At 51.8% G+C, this 20,070-nt stretch carries 20 protein-coding genes and 1 pseudogene; 15 read left to right on the forward strand and 6 right to left on the reverse strand.

The features are described 5' to 3' along the window. Positions 1–33: 33 nt before the first annotated feature. Positions 34–1,077, reverse strand: coding sequence for an oxidoreductase (locus ACMGGS_RS18135; protein ID WP_414163790.1), 1,044 nt, complete (start codon positions 1,075–1,077; stop codon positions 34–36). Positions 1,078–1,292: 215 nt separating this feature from the next. Here ACMGGS_RS18135 and blr point away from each other — a divergent pair, with 215 nt between their 5' ends. The 13 genes and pseudogenes from blr to gstA all read left to right on the forward strand — a co-directional run bounded on the left by blr (position 1,293) and on the right by gstA (position 13,144). Continuing rightward, on the forward strand, positions 1,293–1,430 hold the full coding sequence (blr, locus tag ACMGGS_RS18140) for a division septum protein Blr (RefSeq protein ID WP_414163791.1): 138 nt from the start codon (positions 1,293–1,295) through the stop codon (positions 1,428–1,430). A gap of 113 nt (positions 1,431–1,543) precedes the next feature. Beyond that, positions 1,544–2,944 carry a GH1 family beta-glucosidase gene (locus ACMGGS_RS18145; RefSeq protein ID WP_414163793.1) on the forward strand — a complete coding sequence of 467 codons (1,401 nt, stop codon included), beginning with the start codon at positions 1,544–1,546 and terminating at the stop codon, positions 2,942–2,944. Positions 2,945–3,211: 267 nt separating this feature from the next. Further along, positions 3,212–3,427 carry a transcription modulator YdgT gene (gene ydgT / locus ACMGGS_RS18150; RefSeq protein ID WP_414163795.1) on the forward strand — a complete coding sequence of 72 codons (216 nt, stop codon included), beginning with the start codon at positions 3,212–3,214 and terminating at the stop codon, positions 3,425–3,427. Between the two features lie 82 nt (positions 3,428–3,509). Further along, positions 3,510–3,950 (forward strand): DUF2569 family protein, encoded by a 441-nt coding sequence (locus ACMGGS_RS18155; RefSeq protein WP_176920828.1) that lies wholly within the window; start codon positions 3,510–3,512, stop codon positions 3,948–3,950. A 77-nt stretch (positions 3,951–4,027) separates the two neighbouring features. Further along, on the forward strand, positions 4,028–4,609 hold the full coding sequence (gene rsxA, locus ACMGGS_RS18160) for an electron transport complex subunit RsxA (RefSeq protein WP_414163796.1): 582 nt from the start codon (positions 4,028–4,030) through the stop codon (positions 4,607–4,609). Beyond that, entirely contained in the window at positions 4,609–5,187 is a 579-nt protein-coding gene (gene rsxB / locus ACMGGS_RS18165) for an electron transport complex subunit RsxB (protein ID WP_414166310.1), read from the forward strand. Before rsxA ends, rsxB begins: the two co-directional genes overlap by 1 nt. Further along, positions 5,180–7,305 (forward strand): annotated as a pseudogene (gene rsxC, locus ACMGGS_RS18170) (electron transport complex subunit RsxC). Before rsxB ends, rsxC begins: the two are co-directional and overlap by 8 nt. Continuing rightward, on the forward strand, positions 7,306–8,358 hold the full coding sequence (gene rsxD, locus ACMGGS_RS18175; protein WP_414163797.1) for an electron transport complex subunit RsxD: 1,053 nt from the start codon (positions 7,306–7,308) through the stop codon (positions 8,356–8,358). A gap of 9 nt (positions 8,359–8,367) precedes the next feature. Continuing rightward, a complete protein-coding gene (gene rsxG, locus ACMGGS_RS18180) occupies positions 8,368–8,988 on the forward strand; it encodes an electron transport complex subunit RsxG (RefSeq protein ID WP_414163798.1) in 621 nt (206 codons plus the stop codon). A 3-nt stretch (positions 8,989–8,991) separates the two neighbouring features. Next, a complete protein-coding gene (locus tag ACMGGS_RS18185) occupies positions 8,992–9,690 on the forward strand; it encodes an electron transport complex subunit E (protein ID WP_414163799.1) in 699 nt (232 codons plus the stop codon). Beyond that, complete coding sequence (gene nth, locus ACMGGS_RS18190) at positions 9,690–10,325, forward strand: endonuclease III (RefSeq protein ID WP_414163800.1); 636 nt, start codon at positions 9,690–9,692, stop codon at positions 10,323–10,325. Before ACMGGS_RS18185 ends, nth begins: the two co-directional genes overlap by 1 nt. A gap of 597 nt (positions 10,326–10,922) precedes the next feature. After that, positions 10,923–12,428: a dipeptide/tripeptide permease DtpA gene (gene dtpA, locus ACMGGS_RS18195; protein ID WP_414163801.1), complete on the forward strand. Its 1,506-nt coding sequence runs from the start codon at positions 10,923–10,925 to the stop codon at positions 12,426–12,428. Between the two features lie 113 nt (positions 12,429–12,541). After that, entirely contained in the window at positions 12,542–13,144 is a 603-nt protein-coding gene (gene gstA / locus ACMGGS_RS18200) for a glutathione transferase GstA (protein WP_414163802.1), read from the forward strand. A 264-nt stretch (positions 13,145–13,408) separates the two neighbouring features. On the opposite strand, the gene tyrS is transcribed toward gstA, so the two are convergent. The 4 genes from tyrS to anmK all read right to left on the reverse strand — a co-directional run bounded on the left by tyrS (position 13,409) and on the right by anmK (position 17,070). Beyond that, the gene (gene tyrS, locus ACMGGS_RS18205; RefSeq protein ID WP_414163803.1) at positions 13,409–14,683 is read right to left on the reverse strand and encodes a tyrosine--tRNA ligase; all 1,275 of its coding nucleotides are present in this window, start codon (positions 14,681–14,683) and stop codon (positions 13,409–13,411) included. Between the two features lie 126 nt (positions 14,684–14,809). Then, positions 14,810–15,466, reverse strand: coding sequence for a pyridoxamine 5'-phosphate oxidase (gene pdxH, locus ACMGGS_RS18210; RefSeq protein WP_414163804.1), 657 nt, complete (start codon positions 15,464–15,466; stop codon positions 14,810–14,812). Positions 15,467–15,525: 59 nt separating this feature from the next. Beyond that, positions 15,526–15,849 carry a C-type lysozyme inhibitor gene (gene mliC, locus ACMGGS_RS18215; protein WP_414163805.1) on the reverse strand — a complete coding sequence of 108 codons (324 nt, stop codon included), beginning with the start codon at positions 15,847–15,849 and terminating at the stop codon, positions 15,526–15,528. A gap of 96 nt (positions 15,850–15,945) precedes the next feature. Then, on the reverse strand, positions 15,946–17,070 hold the full coding sequence (anmK, locus tag ACMGGS_RS18220; protein ID WP_414163806.1) for an anhydro-N-acetylmuramic acid kinase: 1,125 nt from the start codon (positions 17,068–17,070) through the stop codon (positions 15,946–15,948). A gap of 248 nt (positions 17,071–17,318) precedes the next feature. Between anmK and slyB the strand changes: the two genes are divergently transcribed. Together slyB and ACMGGS_RS18230 are read left to right on the forward strand one after the other, a co-directional pair. Beyond that, positions 17,319–17,786 (forward strand): outer membrane lipoprotein SlyB, encoded by a 468-nt coding sequence (gene slyB / locus ACMGGS_RS18225; RefSeq protein WP_414163807.1) that lies wholly within the window; start codon positions 17,319–17,321, stop codon positions 17,784–17,786. 256 nt (positions 17,787–18,042) lie between these two features. Further along, positions 18,043–19,407, forward strand: a complete 1,365-nt coding sequence (locus ACMGGS_RS18230) for a GGDEF domain-containing protein (protein ID WP_414163808.1) — start codon at positions 18,043–18,045, stop codon at positions 19,405–19,407. 28 nt (positions 19,408–19,435) lie between these two features. On the opposite strand, the gene slyA is transcribed toward ACMGGS_RS18230, so the two are convergent. Continuing rightward, positions 19,436–19,876, reverse strand: a complete 441-nt coding sequence (slyA, locus tag ACMGGS_RS18235) for a transcriptional regulator SlyA (protein WP_304949796.1) — start codon at positions 19,874–19,876, stop codon at positions 19,436–19,438. Positions 19,877–20,070 lie beyond the last annotated feature (194 nt).

Raw genomic sequence — 20,070 nt, forward strand, 5'->3', positions numbered from 1 at the left:
ATCCCGCTCATCGACGTGATGAGCGGGAAACGGTTACGCCAGATTCACCGTGGCACGTTGTTTCGAGGATTCGATCCCACGTTCAATCAGTTCCATAATCTGAATGGCCTGGCTGGCGGGAACCGGATTCTCACCGTGACCGTTCAGCGCATCACGGATAGCCGCATAATAAGCCGGATAGTTACCGGGGCTGGTCAGCAGCGGCGCGGCTTCTACCCGATCTTCTCCTGTTGCCTGCGTCAGTACGCCGTCACGCATATCATAGCCCCAGTCTTCCTGCGGCAGACGTTCCCCGTTTTTCAGCCGCTCTTCCTGTGGATCGAGACCATACTTGATGTAGCTGCCGCGCGACCCGTGAATGATATAACGCGCGGTCTCAGCGGCGGCCAGCAGCGTACCGTGCAGAACCACGCGCCGCTGCGGGTAGCTGAGGATGGCGTGAAAATAGTCGGTGGACTGGGCACCCGGACGAAGCTGCGCTAAATCGACGGTCATGCTGACCGGCAGGCCAAATAAATTGACAGCCTGATCCAACAGATGCGGTCCTAAGTCATACCAGATGCCGCTGCCAGGACCACCCTGTTCACGCCAGCGATTGCGCACCTGCGGACGATAACGATCAAAATGGGATTCAAACCACGCCACCTCTCCCAGCGTGCCTTCTGCGAGCAGCGCTTTAACGGTGAGGAAATCACTGTCCCAGCGACGGTTATGAAACACCGACAGCAGCCGTCCCAGACTTTTAGCCAGCGTATCCAGTTCACGTGCTTGTGACAACGTCACGGTGAAAGGCTTATCCACCACTACATGTTTTCCTGCTTCCAGCGCTGCTTTTGCCAGCGGGAAATGGGTGTCATTCGGCGTGGGGATCACAATCAGATCAATAGAGGGGTCATTAAACAGGTGCTTCGGCTCGGAAACAACCTTTACTCCCGGCCAGTCGGCTTTAACCTTACTTTCATCACTACTGGAGATGACCGCCAGTTCCAGTCCCGGAGTGCCGTCAATGAGCGGTGCATGAAATGTTTTACTGGCATAACCGTAACCAATTAATCCAACGCGTAAACTGTCACTCATCTTATAGCCCTCTTTTTTACCAGCCCCTATTTCACCCTATCTTTTCCGTCGTCACAACACATTAATAACATCACGTAACGCTTGAGTTTTCATCTGAGTTACCGACAAATAACCTCGCAATGTATGCGACATAAATTAAATTGAGTCACTGACTTGCTGTCTTCAAACGTGCCAGGTAGCATTTACCGACATTTTTAATTAGGTTTATAACGATCATGTCGTCTCCTTTTTCACGCATCCTTCAAATGGCTGGCTGGGCTATCGTGGGCCTGACGGTCCTTTTACTCATCGCTGCGAATCATATCGACAGCTACGAACCACCCCAGACGGATACCCCGGTGCAGCATAAGTAATAGTGCCCTGGAAAGTGATCCCGCTCGCAATGCCGTAACCGGTTTCTGAAACCGGTTGCACACCGTCAACCGCTCTTCTTACACTGTGTGTTTTTAGCATACAGGAGATGAGCATGGCTGCTTTTCCGGACAATTTTCTGTGGGGCGCGGCGACGGCGGCGTACCAGGTTGAAGGCGCACATGATAAAGATGGCAAAGGCCCGTCTATCTGGGACATTTTTTCACATCAACCCGGCACAACTTATCAGGATACCAACGGCGACGTCGCCGTCGATCACTACCATCGTTTCCGCGAGGATGTGGCGTTGATGGCGGAGCTGGGGCTACAAAGCTACCGTTTTTCCGTATCCTGGCCGCGCCTGCTGCCCAACGGACGTGGCGAGGTGAATGAAGCCGGGGTGAAATTCTACAGCGATCTGATCGATGAACTGCTGGCGCATAATATCGAGCCTATGCTGACGCTTTACCATTGGGATCTTCCTCAGGCCTTACAGGATGAGGGCGGCTGGGAGTCCCGCGCGACGGCGGAAGCCTTTGTTGAATATGCGCGTCTGTGTTACGACCGCTTTGGTGACAGAGTTAAACTATGGGCCACGTTCAATGAAACGATTGTGTTTATCGGCCATGGCTACATCACCGGTAGCCATCCTCCTTCCGTTAACGATCCCGCCCGCGCGATTCAGGCCTGTCACCACGTTTTTATTGCTCATGCCATGGCGGTCCGCGCGTTTCGCGAAAGCGGCATTAACGGTGAAATCGGCTTTGTTAACGTCCTTCAGCCGCATACCCCGTTAACGCAGAGCCGGGAAGACATTTCCGCCACCGAATTGGCCGATGCCATTCATACGCACTGGTTTTACGATCCGATCCTTAAAGGCGCTTATCCCGACGAACTGCTCCAGCAAGCCCGGCAACTATGGGGCGTTCCACAATGCGCGCCTGAAGATATGGCGCTACTGCGTGATAACCGCTGCGATTTTATTGGTCTCAATTATTACCGGCGTGAAACCGTGGCGGCAAATCCGCACGAAACGTGTACGCAGGCTAATCACAGCGGTGAACGCCAGAGCGGCGGCGAGTTCGGCTTTAAGGGGTTGTTTAAATTCGTTCGCAATCCAGAAGGGGTTTATACCGACTGGGACTGGGAGATCTGGCCGCAGGGATTAACCGACGGCATTATGATGATAAAAGCGCGCTATGGCGATATTCCGATTTACATTACCGAAAATGGTTTGGGCGCGAAAGATGCTGTTATCGAAGGTGAAGTGGTCGATGACCCGCGTATTGACTATTTGCGCATGCATGTCGACGCGCTGGAAAAGGCCATCAAGGCTGGTGCCGATGTTCGCGGTTATTATCCGTGGTCTTTTATCGATCTGTTGAGCTGGCTAAACGGTTTTAAAAAGCAGTACGGCTTTGTTTATGTCGATCATAGCCAGGATTTAGCACGCAAACGCAAAAAGAGTTACTACTGGTATCAGAACGTGATTGCCAGCCACGGCGAACAGCGTTAATCTTCTCTCCGCAGGTGCCTTTCGGCGCCTGCTATATCTGATGGATATGCTTTTACATCCCTTTTAAGTAAACCAGAAATTTCTCGTGTCCTTGCTTTTACCTTGTATGGTTTGAATAATATATGCGGTATTCAGTCATGGGAAGCGTTGCTTTCGGGAATGTCTGATAAATGGAGTTCGGGTAAAAGCGCGGCCAATGATGCATATCCTGATGTGATAAGTCTAAATTCATATAATTATTCTCATTATAAAATGGACCCACATAATATGACCGTTCAGGACTATTTATTAAAGTTTCGTAAAATCAGCTCGCTTGAAAGCCTGGAAAAACTGTTTGACCATCTTAACTATAACCTGACCGACGAGGCCGAGATCATCAATATGTACAGGGCTGCCGACCACCGTCGTGCTGAGCTGGTGTCAGGCGGTAAATTGTTCGATGTCGGTCAGGTTCCGAAGACCGTCTGGCGATACGTGCAATAAAGTCTGTAAATAATAGCGCCAGTTGTTTTATACTTCCCCCCGGTCGTTGACCTCTTTTCTGGCGCTAATTTCTGGAGTGGGCATGTCTGTAAAATCCGGTGAACGTATTGGCGGCTGGCTGCTGGCACCTTTAGCCTGGCTGCTGCTGGCTTTATTCAGCGCGTCGCTATCGTTATTAATTTATGCAGGCGCGCTAATGACACCAGAAATGTTGGCGTCGCTGAAGACGCAAAGCAGCAGCTATGTCACCCTGTGGGCTATCTCCTGCGCGTTCGCCGTCGCCATGTGGTATTATACGCTGTGGTTAACCATCGCCTTTTTCAAACGCCGTAAATCAGTGCCGAAGCACTATATTGTCTGGCTACTGATCTCCGTGGTGTTGGCAATCAAGGCCTTTGCCTTCGCCCCGGTTTCCGACGCGCTGGCAATCAGGCAACTGCTATTCCCTCTTCTTGCGGCTGCGCTACTGGCCCCCTATTTCAGACGATCGCAGCGGGTAAAAAGCACTTTCGTCAATCCGTAATAACCCTACAGTTATCCTGTTGTCGCCTGGTCTGGTTTGACCGATAATAGACGGCTTTTTTTGTTTCAGGTCGAATAATGACTGACTATTTATTGCTATTTGTTGGAACAGTCCTGGTAAACAACTTCGTCCTGGTGAAGTTTCTGGGCCTGTGCCCCTTTATGGGGGTCTCTAAAAAGCTGGAAACAGCGATGGGTATGGGACTGGCCACCACCTTTGTGATGACGCTGGCGTCTGTCTGTGCATGGCTGATTGATAACTGGATCCTCATTCCGCTGGATTTAGTCTATCTGCGTACCCTGGCCTTTATCCTGGTCATTGCCGTGGTTGTGCAGTTTACCGAGATGGTGGTACGCAAAACCAGCCCGGCGCTGTATCGCTTGCTGGGTATTTTTCTGCCGCTGATCACCACCAACTGCGCGGTGCTCGGCGTAGCCCTGTTGAATATTAATCTTGGACATAACTTTCTTCAGTCGGCGCTGTACGGCTTCTCGGCTGCGGCGGGTTTCTCCCTGGTGATGGTTTTGTTCGCCGCCATTCGCGAGCGCCTGGCGGTGGCCGACGTGCCCGCGCCGTTTCGTGGCAACGCCATCGCCCTGATTACCGCTGGTCTTATGTCACTGGCCTTTATGGGCTTTAGCGGTCTGGTGAAGTTGTGATGACGGCAATCTGGATAGCCATTGCGGCGCTCGGGATTCTCGGGCTAATTTTTGGCATTCTGTTGGGCTACGCCTCCCGTCGCTTTGCGGTTGAGGAAGATCCAATTGTTGAAAAAATTGATGCCATTTTACCGCAGAGCCAGTGCGGGCAGTGTGGTTTTCCCGGCTGTCGCCCCTACGCTGAGGCGGTAGGTCGCAACGGTGAGAGCATCAATAAATGTGCGCCCGGTGGCGAAGCGGTCATGCTGAAAATAGCCACCTTGCTTAACGTTGACCCGCAGCCGATAGAGGGCGATGCGCAGACGCTTGAGCCGGTTCGGATGCTGGCTGTTATCGATGAGGATAATTGCATTGGTTGTACCAAATGCATCCAGGCTTGCCCGGTTGATGCCATTATTGGCGCAACTCGCGCAATGCATACTGTGATGAACGACCTGTGCACAGGCTGTAATCTGTGTGTGGACCCCTGCCCGACGCGGTGTATTACCCTGCAACCGGCAGCCACCACCACTGAAAACTGGAAATGGGATTTACAGACCATCCCCGTCCGTATCATTCCTGTGGAACACCATGTTTAAACTATTCTCTGCCTTCAGAAAGGACAAGATTTGGGATTTCAACGGTGGCATCCATCCGCCGGAGATGAAAACTCAGTCCAGCGTGACGCCGCTGCGGCAAGTGCCGCTGGCGCAACGCTTTGTTATTCCACTGAAGCAGCACATTGGTGCTGAGGGCGAGCTGTGCGTGAAGGCTGGCGATTATGTTCTGCGTGGCCAGCCGTTAACCCGCGGCTGGGGACGCATGCTGCCTGTACATGCGCCCACATCTGGCGTGGTGACGGCGATTGCGCCCCACTCTACCGCACATCCTTCCGCGCTGGCTGAATTAAGCGTGATTATTGATGCCGACGGCGAAGACCGCTGGATAGATCGGGACGGCTGGCAAGACTATCACAGTAAAAGCCGTGACGATCTTATCGAGCGAATTCATCAATACGGCGTGGCGGGGTTAGGCGGTGCAGGCTTCCCTACCGGCAGTAAACTGCGCGGCGGCGGCGATAAAATCGAAACGCTGATTATTAATGCGGCCGAGTGCGAACCGTATATCACCGCTGACGATCGGCTGATGCAGGAGTGCGCCGCGCAAATTATCGAAGGCGTGCGTATCCTCGCGCATATTTTACAGCCCCGCCAGGTGTTGATCGGCATTGAAGATAACAAGCCGCAGGCTATTTCCATGCTGCGTGCAGTACTGGCAGATGCGCACGATATTTCTCTGCGGGTGATCCCTACTAAATATCCTTCGGGGGAGCTAAGCAGCTTACGCAAATTCTGACCGGTAAACAGGTGCCGCACGGCGGTCGCTCATCTGATATTGGCGTGTTAATGCAAAACGTCGGCACTGCTTATGCGATTAAACGGGCGGTTATTGACGGTGAGCCACTGACGGAGCGTGTTGTCACGCTGACCGGTGATGCTGTCACCAGACCGGGTAATGTCTGGGCCCGGCTGGGTACCCCTGTGCGTCATTTGCTGGAATTCGCTGGTTTTTACCCGTCTTCCGAGCAGATGGTCATTATGGGTGGCCCCCTGATGGGCTTTACCCTTCCATGGCTGGATGTGCCAGTGGTCAAAATAACTAACTGCCTGCTCGCGCCATCCCTCGATGAGATGGGTGAGCAGCAGGAAGAAAAAGGCTGTATCCGCTGCAGTGCTTGCGCTGATGCCTGCCCAGCCGATCTTCTGCCGCAACAGCTGTACTGGTTTAGTAAAGGTCAGCAGCATGATAAGGCCACGGCGCACAACCTTCAGGATTGTATTGAATGCGGGGCCTGTGCCTGGGTTTGCCCAAGTAATATTCCGCTGGTGCAGTACTTCCGTCAGGAAAAGGCCGAAATTTACGCTATCAGTCTTGAGGATAAACGGGCGGCTGAAGCTAAAGCTCGCTTTGAAGCGCGTCAGGCACGCCTTGAGCGGGAGAAAGTGGCGCGTCAGGAGCGTCACAAGCGCTCAGCCGTACAACCTGCCGCGCAGGATCAGGATGCGATTCAGGCGGCTATCGCCAGGGTGCGGGAAAAACAGCAGGCCGCAGGCCAGCCGGTCGTGGTTCAATCCGGAGAAACTCCGGATAATCGCGAGGTTATTGCTGCGCGTGAAGCTCGCAAAGCGCAGGCACGTGCTCTTAAAGCAGAAAAGATCCAGCAGACGGATCAGGGTGTAGAGGTTTCCGATCCTCGCAAAGCCGCCGTCGAAGCGGCAATTGCCCGCGCCAAAGCCCGCAAAGCGGAACAGCAAACGCAGAATGACGCGGCTTCAGAGCCAGTCGACCCGCGAAAAGCTGCCGTGGAAGCGGCAATTGCCCGCGCCAAAGCCCGTAAAGCGGAACAGCAGACGCAGAGTGATGCGGCTTCAGAGCCAGTCGACCCGCGTAAAGCCGCCGTTGAAGTAGCAATTGCCCGCGCCAAAGCCCGCAAAGCGGAACAGCAGACGCAGAATGACGCGGCTTCAGAGCCAGTCGACCCGCGAAAAGCTGCCGTGGAAGCGGCAATTGCCCGCGCCAAAGCCCGTAAAGCGGAACAGCAGACGCAGAGTGATGCCGCTTCAGAGCCAGTCGACCCGCGAAAAGCTGCGGTCGCAGCCGCAATCGCCCGCGTTCAGGCACGAAAATCAGCACAGCAGGCCGTTAACGAGGATTAAATGGTTTTCAGAATTGCAAGTTCTCCCTATACCCATAATCAGCGCCAGACATCACGCATTATGATGCTGGTGCTGCTGGCGACCCTGCCGGGCATCGCTACGCAGATCTGGTTTTTTGGCTGGGGAACATTAATACAGCTGATCCTCGCCAGCGTGTCAGCCTGGGGCGCAGAAGCCATCGTGCTTAAATTGCGCAAGCAGTCTGTCGGCGGAATTCTGTCTGATAATTCGGCGTGGCTGACCGGCGTATTATTGGCTATCAGCATCCCCCCGCTTGCGCCATGGTGGATGGTAGTGCTGGGCACTGTTTTTGCCGTCATCATCGCGAAACAGCTTTATGGTGGCCTTGGACATAACCCGTTTAATCCCGCAATGATTGGCTATGTGGTGCTGTTGATTTCCTTTCCGGTACAAATGACATCGTGGTTACCGCCGCAGGATATCGCTGCCAGAACGCCCGGTGTTGTAGAGGTGCTACAGATCATTTTCAGCGGCCATACCGCCGCGGGTTATGATATGAATGCCCTGCGTCTTGGTATCGACGGCATTAGTCAGGCGACGCCGCTGGATACCTTTAAAACCTCGCTGCATGCCGGGCATGATGTGACGCAGATTATGCAGTCCACGATTTATCAGGGCGCGTTCGCAGGTGTTGGCTGGCAGTGGGTGAATCTGGCGTTTCTGGCCGGTGGTGCGTTTTTACTGTGGCAAAAAGCGATTCGCTGGCATATCCCGCTAAGCTTTATCGTAAGCCTTGCCGTGTGCTCTACGCTCGGCTGGCTCTTTGCCCCCGATCATCTGGCGTCACCGTCCATTCACCTGTTCTCAGGCGCGACGATGTTAGGGGCCTTCTTTATTTTGACCGACCCGGTTACCGCCTCCACCACCAATCGCGGCAGGCTGATTTTTGGTGCGCTGGCGGGGCTTCTCGTCTGGCTTATCCGCAGTTTCGGCGGCTATCCTGATGGCGTGGCGTTTGCGGTGCTGCTGGCAAATATTACCGTACCGCTGATTGATTACTACACGCGTCCCCGCGTTTACGGTCATCGCTGAGGAAAGAACATGCTGAAGACTATGCGTAAACATGGCGTCACGCTGGCGCTTTTTGCCATTGGCACCACGGGGCTAACGGCGGCCATCGATCAGGTAACAAAAAATACTATCGCGCAGCAGGCAGCCAGCCAGCAGAAAGCGCTTTTCGATCAGGTGCTCCCGATGGATCTGTATAACAACGATTTGCAAAAAAGTTGTTATCTGGTGAGCGCGCCTGCACTGGGTACAGGGCAACATCGGGTCTATATTGCCACTCATGACAAAACCCCGGTTGCGGCCGTTCTGGAAAGCACGGCCCCGGACGGTTATTCCGGAGCCATAAAGCTATTGGTCGGGGCAGATTTTCACGGTACCGTACTCGGTTCACGCGTTATTGAACACCATGAAACGCCCGGCCTGGGGGATAAAATTGAACTGCGTCTCTCCGACTGGATCACCCATTTTGCCGGGAAAAAAATTAACGGCGAGAATGACAGCCACTGGGCGGTGAAAAAAGACGGCGGTGATTTCGATCAATTTACCGGGGCGACCATTACCCCGCGCGCGGTAGTGAATGCGGTTAAACGCACGGGTCTGTATGCTGAAACGCTGCCTGCACAACTTTCTCAACTCTCAGCCTGTGGAGAATAAACCATGAGCGAAGTCAAAGACGTTATTGTTCAGGGCCTGTGGAAAAATAACTCCGCGCTGGTGCAACTGTTGGGACTGTGCCCCCTGCTTGCGGTGACCTCGACCGCCACTAATGCGCTTGGCCTTGGGCTGGCAACGACGTTAGTGCTGACGCTGACCAACACAGCGGTCTCCTCCCTTCGCCGCTGGGTTCCTGCTGAAATTCGTATTCCCATTTACGTCATGATCATTGCCTCTGTGGTCAGCGTCGTACAAATGCTTATTAATGCTTACGCTTATGGACTGTATCAGTCACTGGGGATTTTTATTCCCTTGATCGTGACCAACTGCATTGTCATTGGGCGTGCAGAAGCGTTTGCTGCCAAAAAAAGCGTGCCGCTCTCCGCGCTGGATGGTTTTTCTATCGGCATGGGCGCGACAAGTGCGATGTTTGTGCTTGGCTCGCTGCGTGAAATTCTGGGTAACGGTACGCTATTTGACGGCGCGGACGCGTTGCTCGGTCCGTGGGCTAAAGCGCTGCGGGTTGAAATCTTCCACACCGATACGCCTTTCCTGTTAGCGATGCTCCCTCCAGGCGCTTTTATTGGTCTCGGCATGATGCTGGCGGTAAAATACCTGATTGATGAACGTTCTAAAAAACGTCGGGCGCAGGCCGCGGTCAACTCCGTGATGTCTGCACCTACGGCGTCAGAGAAGGCCTGATGAACAACCAAAAACGACTGACTATTCTTACCCGCTTGCGTGATAACAATCCGCATCCGACGACAGAGCTTCACTTCAACTCACCGTTTGAATTGCTGATCGCCGTGCTGCTTTCTGCCCAGGCGACCGACGTCAGCGTTAATAAAGCGACTGCTAAATTGTATCCGGTAGCCAACACGCCGCAGGCGATGCTTGAGCTGGGGGTAGACGGAATCAAGTCTTATATTAAAACCATTGGCCTTTATAACAGTAAGGCCGAGAACGTGATCAAGACCTGCCGGATGTTGATTGAATTACATGATGGAGCGGTGCCGGAAGACAGAGCTGCCCTCGAAGCGTTGCCGGGCGTGGGGCGTAAAACGGCGAACGTAGTGCTCAATACCGCTTTTGGCTGGCCAACCATCGCGGTAGATACGCATATTTTTCGCGTTTGCAATCGAACACAATTTGCCCCAGGTAAAAATGTCGAACAGGTAGAAGAAAAGTTACTTAAAGTGGTTCCCGCCGAGTTTAAAGTCGACTGTCACCACTGGTTAATTTTGCACGGGCGCTACACCTGTATCGCACGTAAACCACGCTGTGGCTCCTGCATCATTGAAGATGTCTGCGAGTATAAAGAAAAAGTGTATGCCTGAGATCGCAGTCGGCAGGCAAAAGGCGGTAATGTCGCTGCCTGCTGGCAGCGGTTTCATGCCGCATAGTGCGTTATCCCTCACCCTCTGCCCATGATTTTTCGCTGCGTTAGAATCTCTGGCCAGTGAAATCCTTTTTTCAGAACAAAAATTTTCTAAGCGCTTACCTGCCAGGTCAGTTATTTAACGTAATGTTAAGAATTTGTTCTTATTATCGATACTTAGATCTGCATTACTTTTATGAAACCAATGAAGAACAAAACAATAAACCATCTTTTTTTCAGAATATGGCCTATATCACTGCAAAAAGACCAAAACAGCAAAATATATCGCCACCATCCCGATCCCTCCGCCTTTTTCCAGTTTAAAAAACCACTAATGGCGAAACGATGAAATTAAACGCTGAATAACATTTGCATAGCAGGTTAATTATACGGTAAAATTTATATGTAACAGACTATTACAAAAGTATTGCCTGAGCGGGCAGGATAGTGAACATTAGCTGCCGTTTCCCCTCCAGAATAACTATAAAGTGGATGTTTATTGAGCATCCCACCGAAAACGCCCCCGTTGATATGGGATGTAAAAAAAGAGGTATATGTGTCAACTGCAAACAATAAACCAACAGAAAGCGTAAGTATGAACGCTTTCAAACAACCAAAAGCGTTCTATCTCATCTTCTCGATTGAGTTATGGGAACGTTTTGGTTTCTACGGCCTGCAAGGGATTATGGCGGTTTACCTGGTGAAACAACTGGGTATGACTGAAACGGACTCTATTACGCTGTTTTCATCATTCAGTGCTTTGGTCTATGGTCTGGTCGCTATTGGCGGCTGGCTGGGTGATAAAGTCCTCGGCACCAAACGCGTCATTATGCTTGGTGCAATCGTACTGGCCATTGGCTACGCGCTGGTCGCCTGGTCCGGGCATGATGTCGCTGTCGTCTATATGGGTATGGCTACTATCGCGGTAGGTAACGGGCTGTTTAAAGCTAACCCGTCTTCCCTGCTCTCTACCTGCTATGCAAAAGATGACCCGCGTCTCGACGGTGCCTTTACCATGTACTACATGGCCGTCAACATTGGCTCCTTCTTCTCAATGCTGGCAACCCCGTGGCTGGCAGCGGAGTTCGGCTGGAGCGTGGCGTTCGCCCTGAGCGTTGTAGGTATGCTGATCACCGTGGTCAACTTTGCCTTCTGCCAGCGTTGGGTAAAACAGTACGGTTCCAAACCAGATTTCGAACCCCTGAAGGTCGGCAAACTGTTAATGACCATCGTCGGTGTTGTAATTCTGGTTACGATTGCTACCTGGTTGCTGCATAACCAGCAAATCGCACGCATGGTACTGGGTGTTATTGCTCTGGGTATTATCTGTATCTTTGGCAAAGAAGCATTTTCGATGCAGGGTGCTGCCCGTCGTAAAATGATCGTCGCGTTCATTCTGATGCTTCAGGCTATTATTTTCTTCGTGCTGTATAGCCAGATGCCAACGTCGCTGAACTTCTTTGCGATCCACAACGTTGAACATGCCATTTTCGGCATTACCGTCCAGCCAGAACAGTATCAGGCCCTGAACCCGTTCTGGATCATTATTGGTAGCCCGATTCTGGCCGCTATTTATAACAAAATGGGCGATACGCTGCCGATGCCAACCAAATTTGCTATCGGTATGGTGCTGTGCGCAGGCGCGTTCCTGGTCCTGCCGTTAGGGGCAAAACTGGCTACCGATGCCGGCATCGTATCTGTAGGCTGGCTGGTCCTGAGTTATGCCTTGCAGAGCGTAGGCGAACTGATGATCTCTGGTCTGGGTCTGGCCATGGTTGCACAGCTGGTGCCTCAGCGTTTGATGGGCTTCATCATGGGTAGCTGGTTCCTTACCACGGCAGGCGCTAACCTGATTGGCGGCTATGTCGCTAACATGATGGCGGTTCCGGAAGACGTTACCGATCCTCTGCTTTCCTTACAGGTCTATAGCCATGTCTTCATGCAGATCGGTATTGCTACCGGCGTCATCGCTATTCTGATGCTACTTACAGCGCCGAAACTTAACCGCATGACACAAAGCGACGAGAAAGACGTGATAGCAGCGCAGACGCCTGCCGCGTAATATCATCGGGAAACACAGCCTTTTAAGCCGCTAACCCTGTTAGCGGCTTTTTTTTTAGCGGCTGTCGCACTACCATACGATCACGCATACTGTTGCCTTCGAAGGAGTGTCTGATGAAGCTATTTTATAAACCCGGTGCCTGTTCTCTCGCTTCACATATTGTTCTGCGTGAAAGTGGCGTGGACTTTACGCTGGAGAAAGTCGATCTGGCAAATAAACATCTGGAAAATGGTGGCGACTTTTTCAACGTCAACCCGAAAGGCCAGGTTCCGGCCATTCAACTGGATGACAATACGGTGCTTACCGAAGGCACAGCGATCATGCAGTATATTGCTGACAGCGTCCCTGACCGTCAGCTTCTGGCTCCGGTAGGCAGTATTACGCGTTATAAGGCGCTGGAGTGGCTCAATTATGTTGCCACTGAGCTGCATAAAGGTTTCACCCCATTGTTCCGTCCGGATACGCCAGAAGAGTACAAACCCGCTGTACGTGCGCAGCTGGAGAAAAAACTCCAGTTCGTTGAAGAAGCGCTGAGAGATAAGCAGTGGATTAACGGTTTACGCTTTACCATTGCTGACGCCTATCTTTTTACCGTTCTGCGCTGGGCGCGGGCGGTAAAACTGAAGATGGACGACCTGAGCAATGTGAATGCCTATATGGAACGTGTCGCGGCGCGACCCGCGGTGATTGCCGCGCTGGCGGCGGAAGGACTCTGACAGAGAGTGTGGCAAGTATATTCAGCCTGCTGACAAACGTCATATCGTGGAATTATGCCTGGCGGCGCTTCGCTTGCACAGGCCTGCGGATAAACGGTTGATATTGATGTTTTTGTAGGCTGGATAAGGCGAAGCCGCCACCCGGCAAAGCGGCGCGTACAATAGCAAAAACATGTTGTCACAGCCTCGTTAGTTCTTCTTTTTTACTGCCTGAGCCAAAAAATCAGGGGCGTGGTTTCCCACGCCCCTCTTTGCCTCGCTGAGTTACTTCCAGCAGATCAAGCAGTAGTTTTTCTTACCCCGACGCAGCAGAGTGTAACGTCCGAACAGACGATCGCTATCAGCAAAGGTATATTCAGGATCGATCTGTTTTTCACCGTTAATCGTGACCGCATTGGAGGCGATGGTTTTACGCGCCTGACCGCGAGAGGGCTGAAGCTCAGAATCCACCAGCGCCTGCATCAGATCAGCACCTTTCTCCATTTCGATCATCGGCACGCCGTCCTGAGCGAGCTGTTCGAAGTCAGCTTCACTCAGGGCGCTGAGGGTGCCATTGAACAGGCTTTCGGTAATGCGTTTTGCAGCCGTCAGTCCTTCTTCGCCATGAACCAGACGCGTCACCAGTTCGGCCAGGACGTATTGCGCACGCGGTGCTTTACCACTGTTTTTATCTTCCTCTTCCAGCGCATTAATGTCTGCGATATCCATAAAGGTGAAGAATTTCAGGAAGCGATAAACGTCTGCATCCGCAGTATTGATCCAGAACTGGTAGAACTTATACGGGCTGGTTTTTTTCGGATCGAGCCAGACCGCCCCACCTTCGGTTTTGCCAAATTTAGTGCCGTCCGCTTTGGTAATCAACGGAACCGTCAGACCAAACACCTGATTTTGATGCAGTCGGCGCGTCAGATCGATACCGGAGGTAATATTCCCCCACTGATCGGAGCCACCGATTTGCAGCGCAACGCCGTGCAGGTTATTCAGGCAGGCAAAATCATAGCCCTGAAGCAGGTTGTAGGAGAACTCGGTAAAAGAGATCCCCTGGTCGTCACGGTTGAGACGCTGCTTGACCGCTTCTTTGTTAATCATCTGGTTAACGGAGAAGTGTTTGCCAATATCGCGCAGGAAGGTCAGCACATTCATGCCGCCAAACCAGTCGTAGTTATTAGCCGCGATGGCCGAATTGTCGCCGCAGTCAAAATCGAGGAATGGCGCAACCTGTTTGCGGATTTTATCCACCCACTGTTGCACCGTATCTTCGGTATTCAGTTTACGCTCGGCAGCTTTGAAGCTGGGATCGCCAATGAGGCCAGTCGCGCCGCCCACCAATGCAACAGGTTTATGCCCGGCCTGCTGGAAGCGTTTCAGGCATAACAATGGAACAAGATGCCCCAAATGCAAGCTATCAGCGGTAGGATCGAAACCGCAATAGAGTGCAATTGGCCCTTGCGCCAGTCGCTCCGCTAACGCTTCTTCGTCCGTAATCTGGGCAATAAGCCCCCGCTCTTGCAATTGTTTAATCAAGTTACTGCTTGCCATCAAAATCTCCATGTATAAAACGACTGCACCTTTGCCGGTACACGACTGTTCGCCTGATGCGAAAGAGTCATAGAATAAAGCGCCGGAATCAGGAGTACCAGTACATAAAACAACATTTTGCCATCATTACGGTGCCAGACGATCTATTTTCCACTCATAGCCGTCGCGCTGGTATAAAAAACGATCGTGCAGGCGATGCTCGCCGCCCTGCCAGAATTCCATCTGTTCGAAGCTCACCCGGAAACCGCCCCAGAAGCTCGGCAGCGGAACCTCGCCTTGCTGAAACTTCTGTTTGAGTTCAAGGAACTTGCTCTCCAGAATACCGCGCGCGGAAATACGGCTGGACTGCTGGGAGACCCAGGCTCCAATTTGACTGTCGCGGGGACGACTGTGAAAATATTTGATTACATCAAGCGTGGATAACCGTTCGGCTTTACCGATGACCATGACCTGACGCTCCAGCATATGCCAGGGAAAGAGCAGGCTGATACGCGGGTTTTGTTCGAGATGATGCGCTTTGCGGCTGCCGAGGTTGGTGTAAAAGACCAGACCTTTTTCATCATAGTGTTTTAACAACACTATGCGCTGGTACGGTTGTCCGTGTTCATCAACGGTTGCGACAACCATTGCTGTAGGATCGGCAAGCCGGGCATCGCACGCTTGTTTGAGCCAGCGCTCAAACAGCACCAGAGGTTCCGAAGGGAGATCGTGGCGACGAAGGCCGCCCTGGGTATATTCACGGCGCGAATGCGCAATGTGCTGGAGTTCATCGTTATCTGGCATAGCGTTTGACCTGGACTGTTAATCATGTAGCGCTATTGTGCGCTGCCCAGGTCTAAATCTCAACGCTTCGCCGTGGGCAACTGACAGTTGTTCAGGACAATACGATCGCGGTTGTAGACCGTCGCACTATCGCCCTTCGACCAGAAGACCCAGATCCCATCGGTATATCGCGTGCCAGATGCAGAAAGCCCCTGCTTAAGCGTCAGCGGTTTATTGTCATAAACGAAATTCACTTCCTGACGCGTGTTATTCAGCTTTACGGTTAACGGCTTTTCGTCACACTGGTATTCAAGCGTGTCAGTATGCATACGCTCAACCATTTGACCATAGTAACTACAACCGGCAAGCATAAGCGGGAGGGCGGCGATGGCTATTTTTTTCATTGGAAGGATCCTTCAGACGTTCCGAACGCGGGAGAATATATCCATCCTCCCTGAAAGCGCCCAGTTTAACGTCAGAATAGCCAGCAGGTTATTCGGTTAACTCTTATTTTGCCGCGGATTGGCGGGGTAAATGGCCCCCAGTACGGTTGCTTCAGATGCGCCAGTGACCGACGGCAGATTCCCTGGCTTACCGGCGATAGTTCGCCATGCCAGCCAGGCGAACGCCAACGCTTCCATATCGTCGCCTGATATCCCGGCGGCGTCGGTGGTAGATACTTCGGTTCCGGCAAGCAGCCCGGCCAGTCGCGCCATCACCAGCGGATTTCGGCTACCGCCGCCGCAGACCAGCAGACGATCGCAGCCGCCGTTGAGCAACACCTGCTCAGCGATAGTCACCGCCGTTAACTCCGCCAGCGTTGCCTGCACATCTCCGGCATCCAGCCCCGGATAGCGCGATAAATGTGACTGAAGCCAGCCATAGTTGAAATACTCTCTACCGGTACTTTTCGGGGCCGGGGCCGCAAAGTAAGGATCGCTGAGCATCTCCTGCAAGAGCGGGATGATCACCCTCCCCGCGCTGGCCCATTCAGCGTCTTTATCATAGGGTTTTTGCCGCTGACGCCAGATCCAGGCGTCCATCAGCATATTTCCCGGACCGGTGTCATACCCCCGCACTGGCTTAGCCGGGAGCAGAAGCGAAAAGTTGGCAATGCCGCCGATGTTAAGCACCATACGCCGCTCGTCGGGATGCGCTAACAGCGCGTGATGAAAAGCCGGCACCAGCGGCGCGCCCTGACCGCCGAGGGCCATATCGCGACGGCGAAAATCACCCACTACGGTAATGCCGGTGTGAGCAACAATCTGGTTATTATCGCCAATTTGTAGAGTGTGTGGGGCATCGCCACCGGGTTCATGCCATACGGTTTGCCCATGACAGCCAATGGCGACAATCTCTTGCGGACGCAGGTTTTCCTGGCGCATCAGGGCCTGTACCGCCTCGGCAAACAAGCGCCCCAGGCGAGTATCTAATTGGCCCAGTTGAGACAATGTCAACTGTTGCCCCTGACAAATGGCCAGAATCGCCTCTTTTATTGCCAGCGGCATTGGCCATGACAGGCTGGCCTGTTGCGCTACCATATTTTCATCAATAGTCGCGAGGACGACATCTACACCATCAAGACTGGTGCCTGACATAACACCAATGTAGCGACCCGATATCATTCGTCTTCCTTAATTTGCCTGGCGATGGTTTTACTCCATCACAAAATGATGCCTAATACTATGATCCGTTAATAGTTTTTATCAATATTTGTACGATGGGATGTGCCGTTTAGGTGTGGTTAATCCTCAACAGATTATTATTTTTGCTATTGTTTCGCCACACGCTATGAACTGTGGCGTTGAAACGCATATAATTACTTATAGACGGATGCTCGCCTGAGCTTTCTTGGTGAACAGGAGATTCATAGATGATTTTACGTGTGTTAGCCGTTTCGATGATAGGTTTTACGCTGGCTGGCTGTGTGAACAACAGTGGGCTATCCGGAGACGTTTATTCAGCATCAGAGGCCAAACAGGTTCAAAATGTGACTTACGGCACTATCGTTAATGTCCGTCCCGTGCAAATCCAGGGTGGTAACGATTCGAATGCTATCGGCGCGATTGGTGGCGCTGTACTGGGTGGTTTCCTCGGTAACACAATTGGCGGCGGCGCAGGTCGCTCGCTGGCAACTGCCGCCGGTGCTGTGGCGGGTGGCGTGGCAGGCCAGGGCGTTCAGGGTTCAATGAACAAAACCCAGGGCGTAGAACTGGAGATCCGTAAGGATGATGGTAATACCATCATGGTGGTGCAGAAACAGGGTGATTCTAAATTCTCTGCTGGTCAGCGTGTCGCCATGGCCAGCAATGGCAGCCAGATTACCGTTTCCCCGCGATAACCGTTTCGTGCGTGGTGAATATTCACCACGCACACGCTCCCCCCATCTGAACACCACCATTACATACAATATTCGTATTGCTAGTTAATATTGCATTCACTCAATTGATATATTGAATTAAATATCCCGCAAAATATTTGCTCCCGCGCAATACTTACACTATCTATAAGTTATAAAATAGTTAACAACCAGGCTGAAGGTCTAAGAATGGACAGGTACGCCCTTTGGTATTCCACTGGACAACAGGAAGTCATTAATGAGTGAAAAAAAACGTCACCTGTATCGCTATTTCTTTTTCTTTGCGATCGGTTTTATCGCCATTACCCTACTGGAACTGGCATTCAGACAGCTAATTCAACTCGACCAGCCGCTTTCGCCGCTGCTTTTTCCGGCAATGACTATCTTTTTGCTGGTGTTTCATGTCATGGTCGCGGGCTTTATGCTGATGAAATACCTGTGCGATAAAAAACACCTTTATCTGGTCGCTATCGCCTGTGCGTTCGCAGGCTCCGCCATCATGATGGTCGGCACGCTCCACAGCTTTCCGGCCTGGTTTATGTGCCACTCCAGCAGCATCGCTAACTACAACGACGCCATCATCTTTTTTACTTTTCGTAATATGATGATGGCGATGTTATTTGCCGCCTCTGTCGTCTTATTCCGTCAGCAAAAGTGGGCCGAGCGAGGAGCATGGTTTCATACGATTATCGTTTCAGGAATCCTCTGTTTTACGCTTTTAATGCTGATACTGGCATATTTATACTCCAGTTATAATCCGCTGTTACATGTTTCCCTGGTGGATAATGAAACGCATGCGTTTACAACGTTGTGGAATGACTTTTTAAGTTTGTTATTGGTCGCGTTATGGACATTAACGTTACTCTTACTGCTACGCGTTTCCCAATTAAAGAATATTTTTTGGTTTAGCGGCGGGTTCTTTTGTATCTGTTATATTTTCACCATGCTTTTTCTGCTTTCCGATCGTAATAGTGACGGGCTGGCCTGGTATCAGGCGCGATTTTTCGAAGCCACCTCAACCCTGTTTATTATCTTCACCCTGCTCTATGACATTTTTAATCTTTACCGCGACTCGCGGAATAAATATCTTCATTCATACCAAAATTCGATCCGCGATCCGCTGACCCGCTTACATAATCGTAGCTATTTTTACGATACGCTGGTCAAACAACTGGCTGAAGCGTCCGCGCTCAGGCCCGTCTCGGTTATCGTCAGCGATCTGGACCGTTTTAAGCGCATCAATGATACGTATGGACATTTGCAAGGCGATAAAGTGATTCAATTTGTTGCCAGCGTCCTGCAACAGGCGGTTCGTCTGGATGATGTGGCCGCACGCATTGGCGGTGAAGAATTTGCTTTGCTTCTGACCAATACAACGGCGCAGGATGCACAAAATATTGCCGAACGTATTCGCCTTACCCTTGCCGGGTATGATGCCGCGACCAGCCAGCAGCAATTACCGGAACCGATCACGATTTCGCTTGGAGTCTATACCGCAACCAGCCCGTTACTCTCTGCCGAAACATGTGTTGAACGGGCAGATAAGGCGATGTATCAGGCGAAAGAGACGGGACGTAATCGTGTAGTGGTGTGGGAAAAGTAAGAGCCTTGCATCGTGCAAGGCTCTGGCTTCATCCTTTTGCCTGGAGATCGATGATATTGTGTTCCAGACGCTGAATCATACTGATCAGGGATTCCAGTTCCTCAGGAGAGATTCCAGAGAGGATTTCTCCCCGCGTTTTACTGATGACGCCTTCCATTTCCGCAATGAGAGGCTCAGCTTTTGCGGTAAGCTTAATGCGTTTTGCACGGCGATCGTTTGCGCAGGTTTGCCGGGAGATAAGCCCCTTTTCCTCCAGCTGATCTAATGTACGAACCAGGGATGGCTGCTCAATACCTATCGCTTTTGCCAACTGAATTTGCGACTGTTCGGGAGGTAGCTGATGTATATTATGCAGCGTGACCCAATGTGTCTGCGTTAACTCCAGAGGTTTGAGGCGATGGTCAATCAGAGCCCGCCAGATTCGCACTAAACGTGCCAGGTCGGATCCTAATGGCGATTCCAATTTCATCTCCTTATAATTAGCTTGCTAAGTTATTATACTGATTTTAGAATAGTGTGCAGCATTTGTATTGCCAAAACAAATGCATTGCCGCATTCGCCCCGGGAATTGCAATGATTTACACTCAGTAAAACCGGCGCACCGTTTGCAAGCTTAGTCGATGCTGACGAGGCAATACTCATTTACTGCAAAGGATTTCTGCT

This window comes from Superficieibacter sp. BNK-5 (assembly GCF_047456055.1).
Lineage (GTDB): Bacteria > Pseudomonadota > Gammaproteobacteria > Enterobacterales > Enterobacteriaceae > Superficieibacter.

Coding starts and splice junctions, on each gene's coding strand:
- nth (WP_414163800.1), top strand. CDS start 9,690: ATGAACAACCAAAAACGACTGACTATTCTTACCCGCTTGCGTGATAAC.
- ACMGGS_RS18135 (WP_414163790.1), bottom strand. CDS start 1,077: ATGAGTGACAGTTTACGCGTTGGATTAATTGGTTACGGTTATGCCAGT.
- ACMGGS_RS18185 (WP_414163799.1), top strand. CDS start 8,992: ATGAGCGAAGTCAAAGACGTTATTGTTCAGGGCCTGTGGAAAAATAAC.
- tyrS (WP_414163803.1), bottom strand. CDS start 14,683: ATGGCAAGCAGTAACTTGATTAAACAATTGCAAGAGCGGGGGCTTATT.
- ACMGGS_RS18230 (WP_414163808.1), top strand. CDS start 18,043: ATGAGTGAAAAAAAACGTCACCTGTATCGCTATTTCTTTTTCTTTGCG.
- blr (WP_414163791.1), top strand. CDS start 1,293: ATGTCGTCTCCTTTTTCACGCATCCTTCAAATGGCTGGCTGGGCTATC.
- rsxB (WP_414166310.1), top strand. CDS start 4,609: ATGACGGCAATCTGGATAGCCATTGCGGCGCTCGGGATTCTCGGGCTA.
- rsxA (WP_414163796.1), top strand. CDS start 4,028: ATGACTGACTATTTATTGCTATTTGTTGGAACAGTCCTGGTAAACAAC.
- rsxG (WP_414163798.1), top strand. CDS start 8,368: ATGCTGAAGACTATGCGTAAACATGGCGTCACGCTGGCGCTTTTTGCC.
- mliC (WP_414163805.1), bottom strand. CDS start 15,849: ATGAAAAAAATAGCCATCGCCGCCCTCCCGCTTATGCTTGCCGGTTGT.
- ydgT (WP_414163795.1), top strand. CDS start 3,212: ATGACCGTTCAGGACTATTTATTAAAGTTTCGTAAAATCAGCTCGCTT.
- gstA (WP_414163802.1), top strand. CDS start 12,542: ATGAAGCTATTTTATAAACCCGGTGCCTGTTCTCTCGCTTCACATATT.
- pdxH (WP_414163804.1), bottom strand. CDS start 15,466: ATGCCAGATAACGATGAACTCCAGCACATTGCGCATTCGCGCCGTGAA.
- anmK (WP_414163806.1), bottom strand. CDS start 17,070: ATGATATCGGGTCGCTACATTGGTGTTATGTCAGGCACCAGTCTTGAT.
- slyA (WP_304949796.1), bottom strand. CDS start 19,876: ATGAAATTGGAATCGCCATTAGGATCCGACCTGGCACGTTTAGTGCGA.
- ACMGGS_RS18155 (WP_176920828.1), top strand. CDS start 3,510: ATGTCTGTAAAATCCGGTGAACGTATTGGCGGCTGGCTGCTGGCACCT.
- rsxD (WP_414163797.1), top strand. CDS start 7,306: ATGGTTTTCAGAATTGCAAGTTCTCCCTATACCCATAATCAGCGCCAG.
- slyB (WP_414163807.1), top strand. CDS start 17,319: ATGATTTTACGTGTGTTAGCCGTTTCGATGATAGGTTTTACGCTGGCT.
- ACMGGS_RS18145 (WP_414163793.1), top strand. CDS start 1,544: ATGGCTGCTTTTCCGGACAATTTTCTGTGGGGCGCGGCGACGGCGGCG.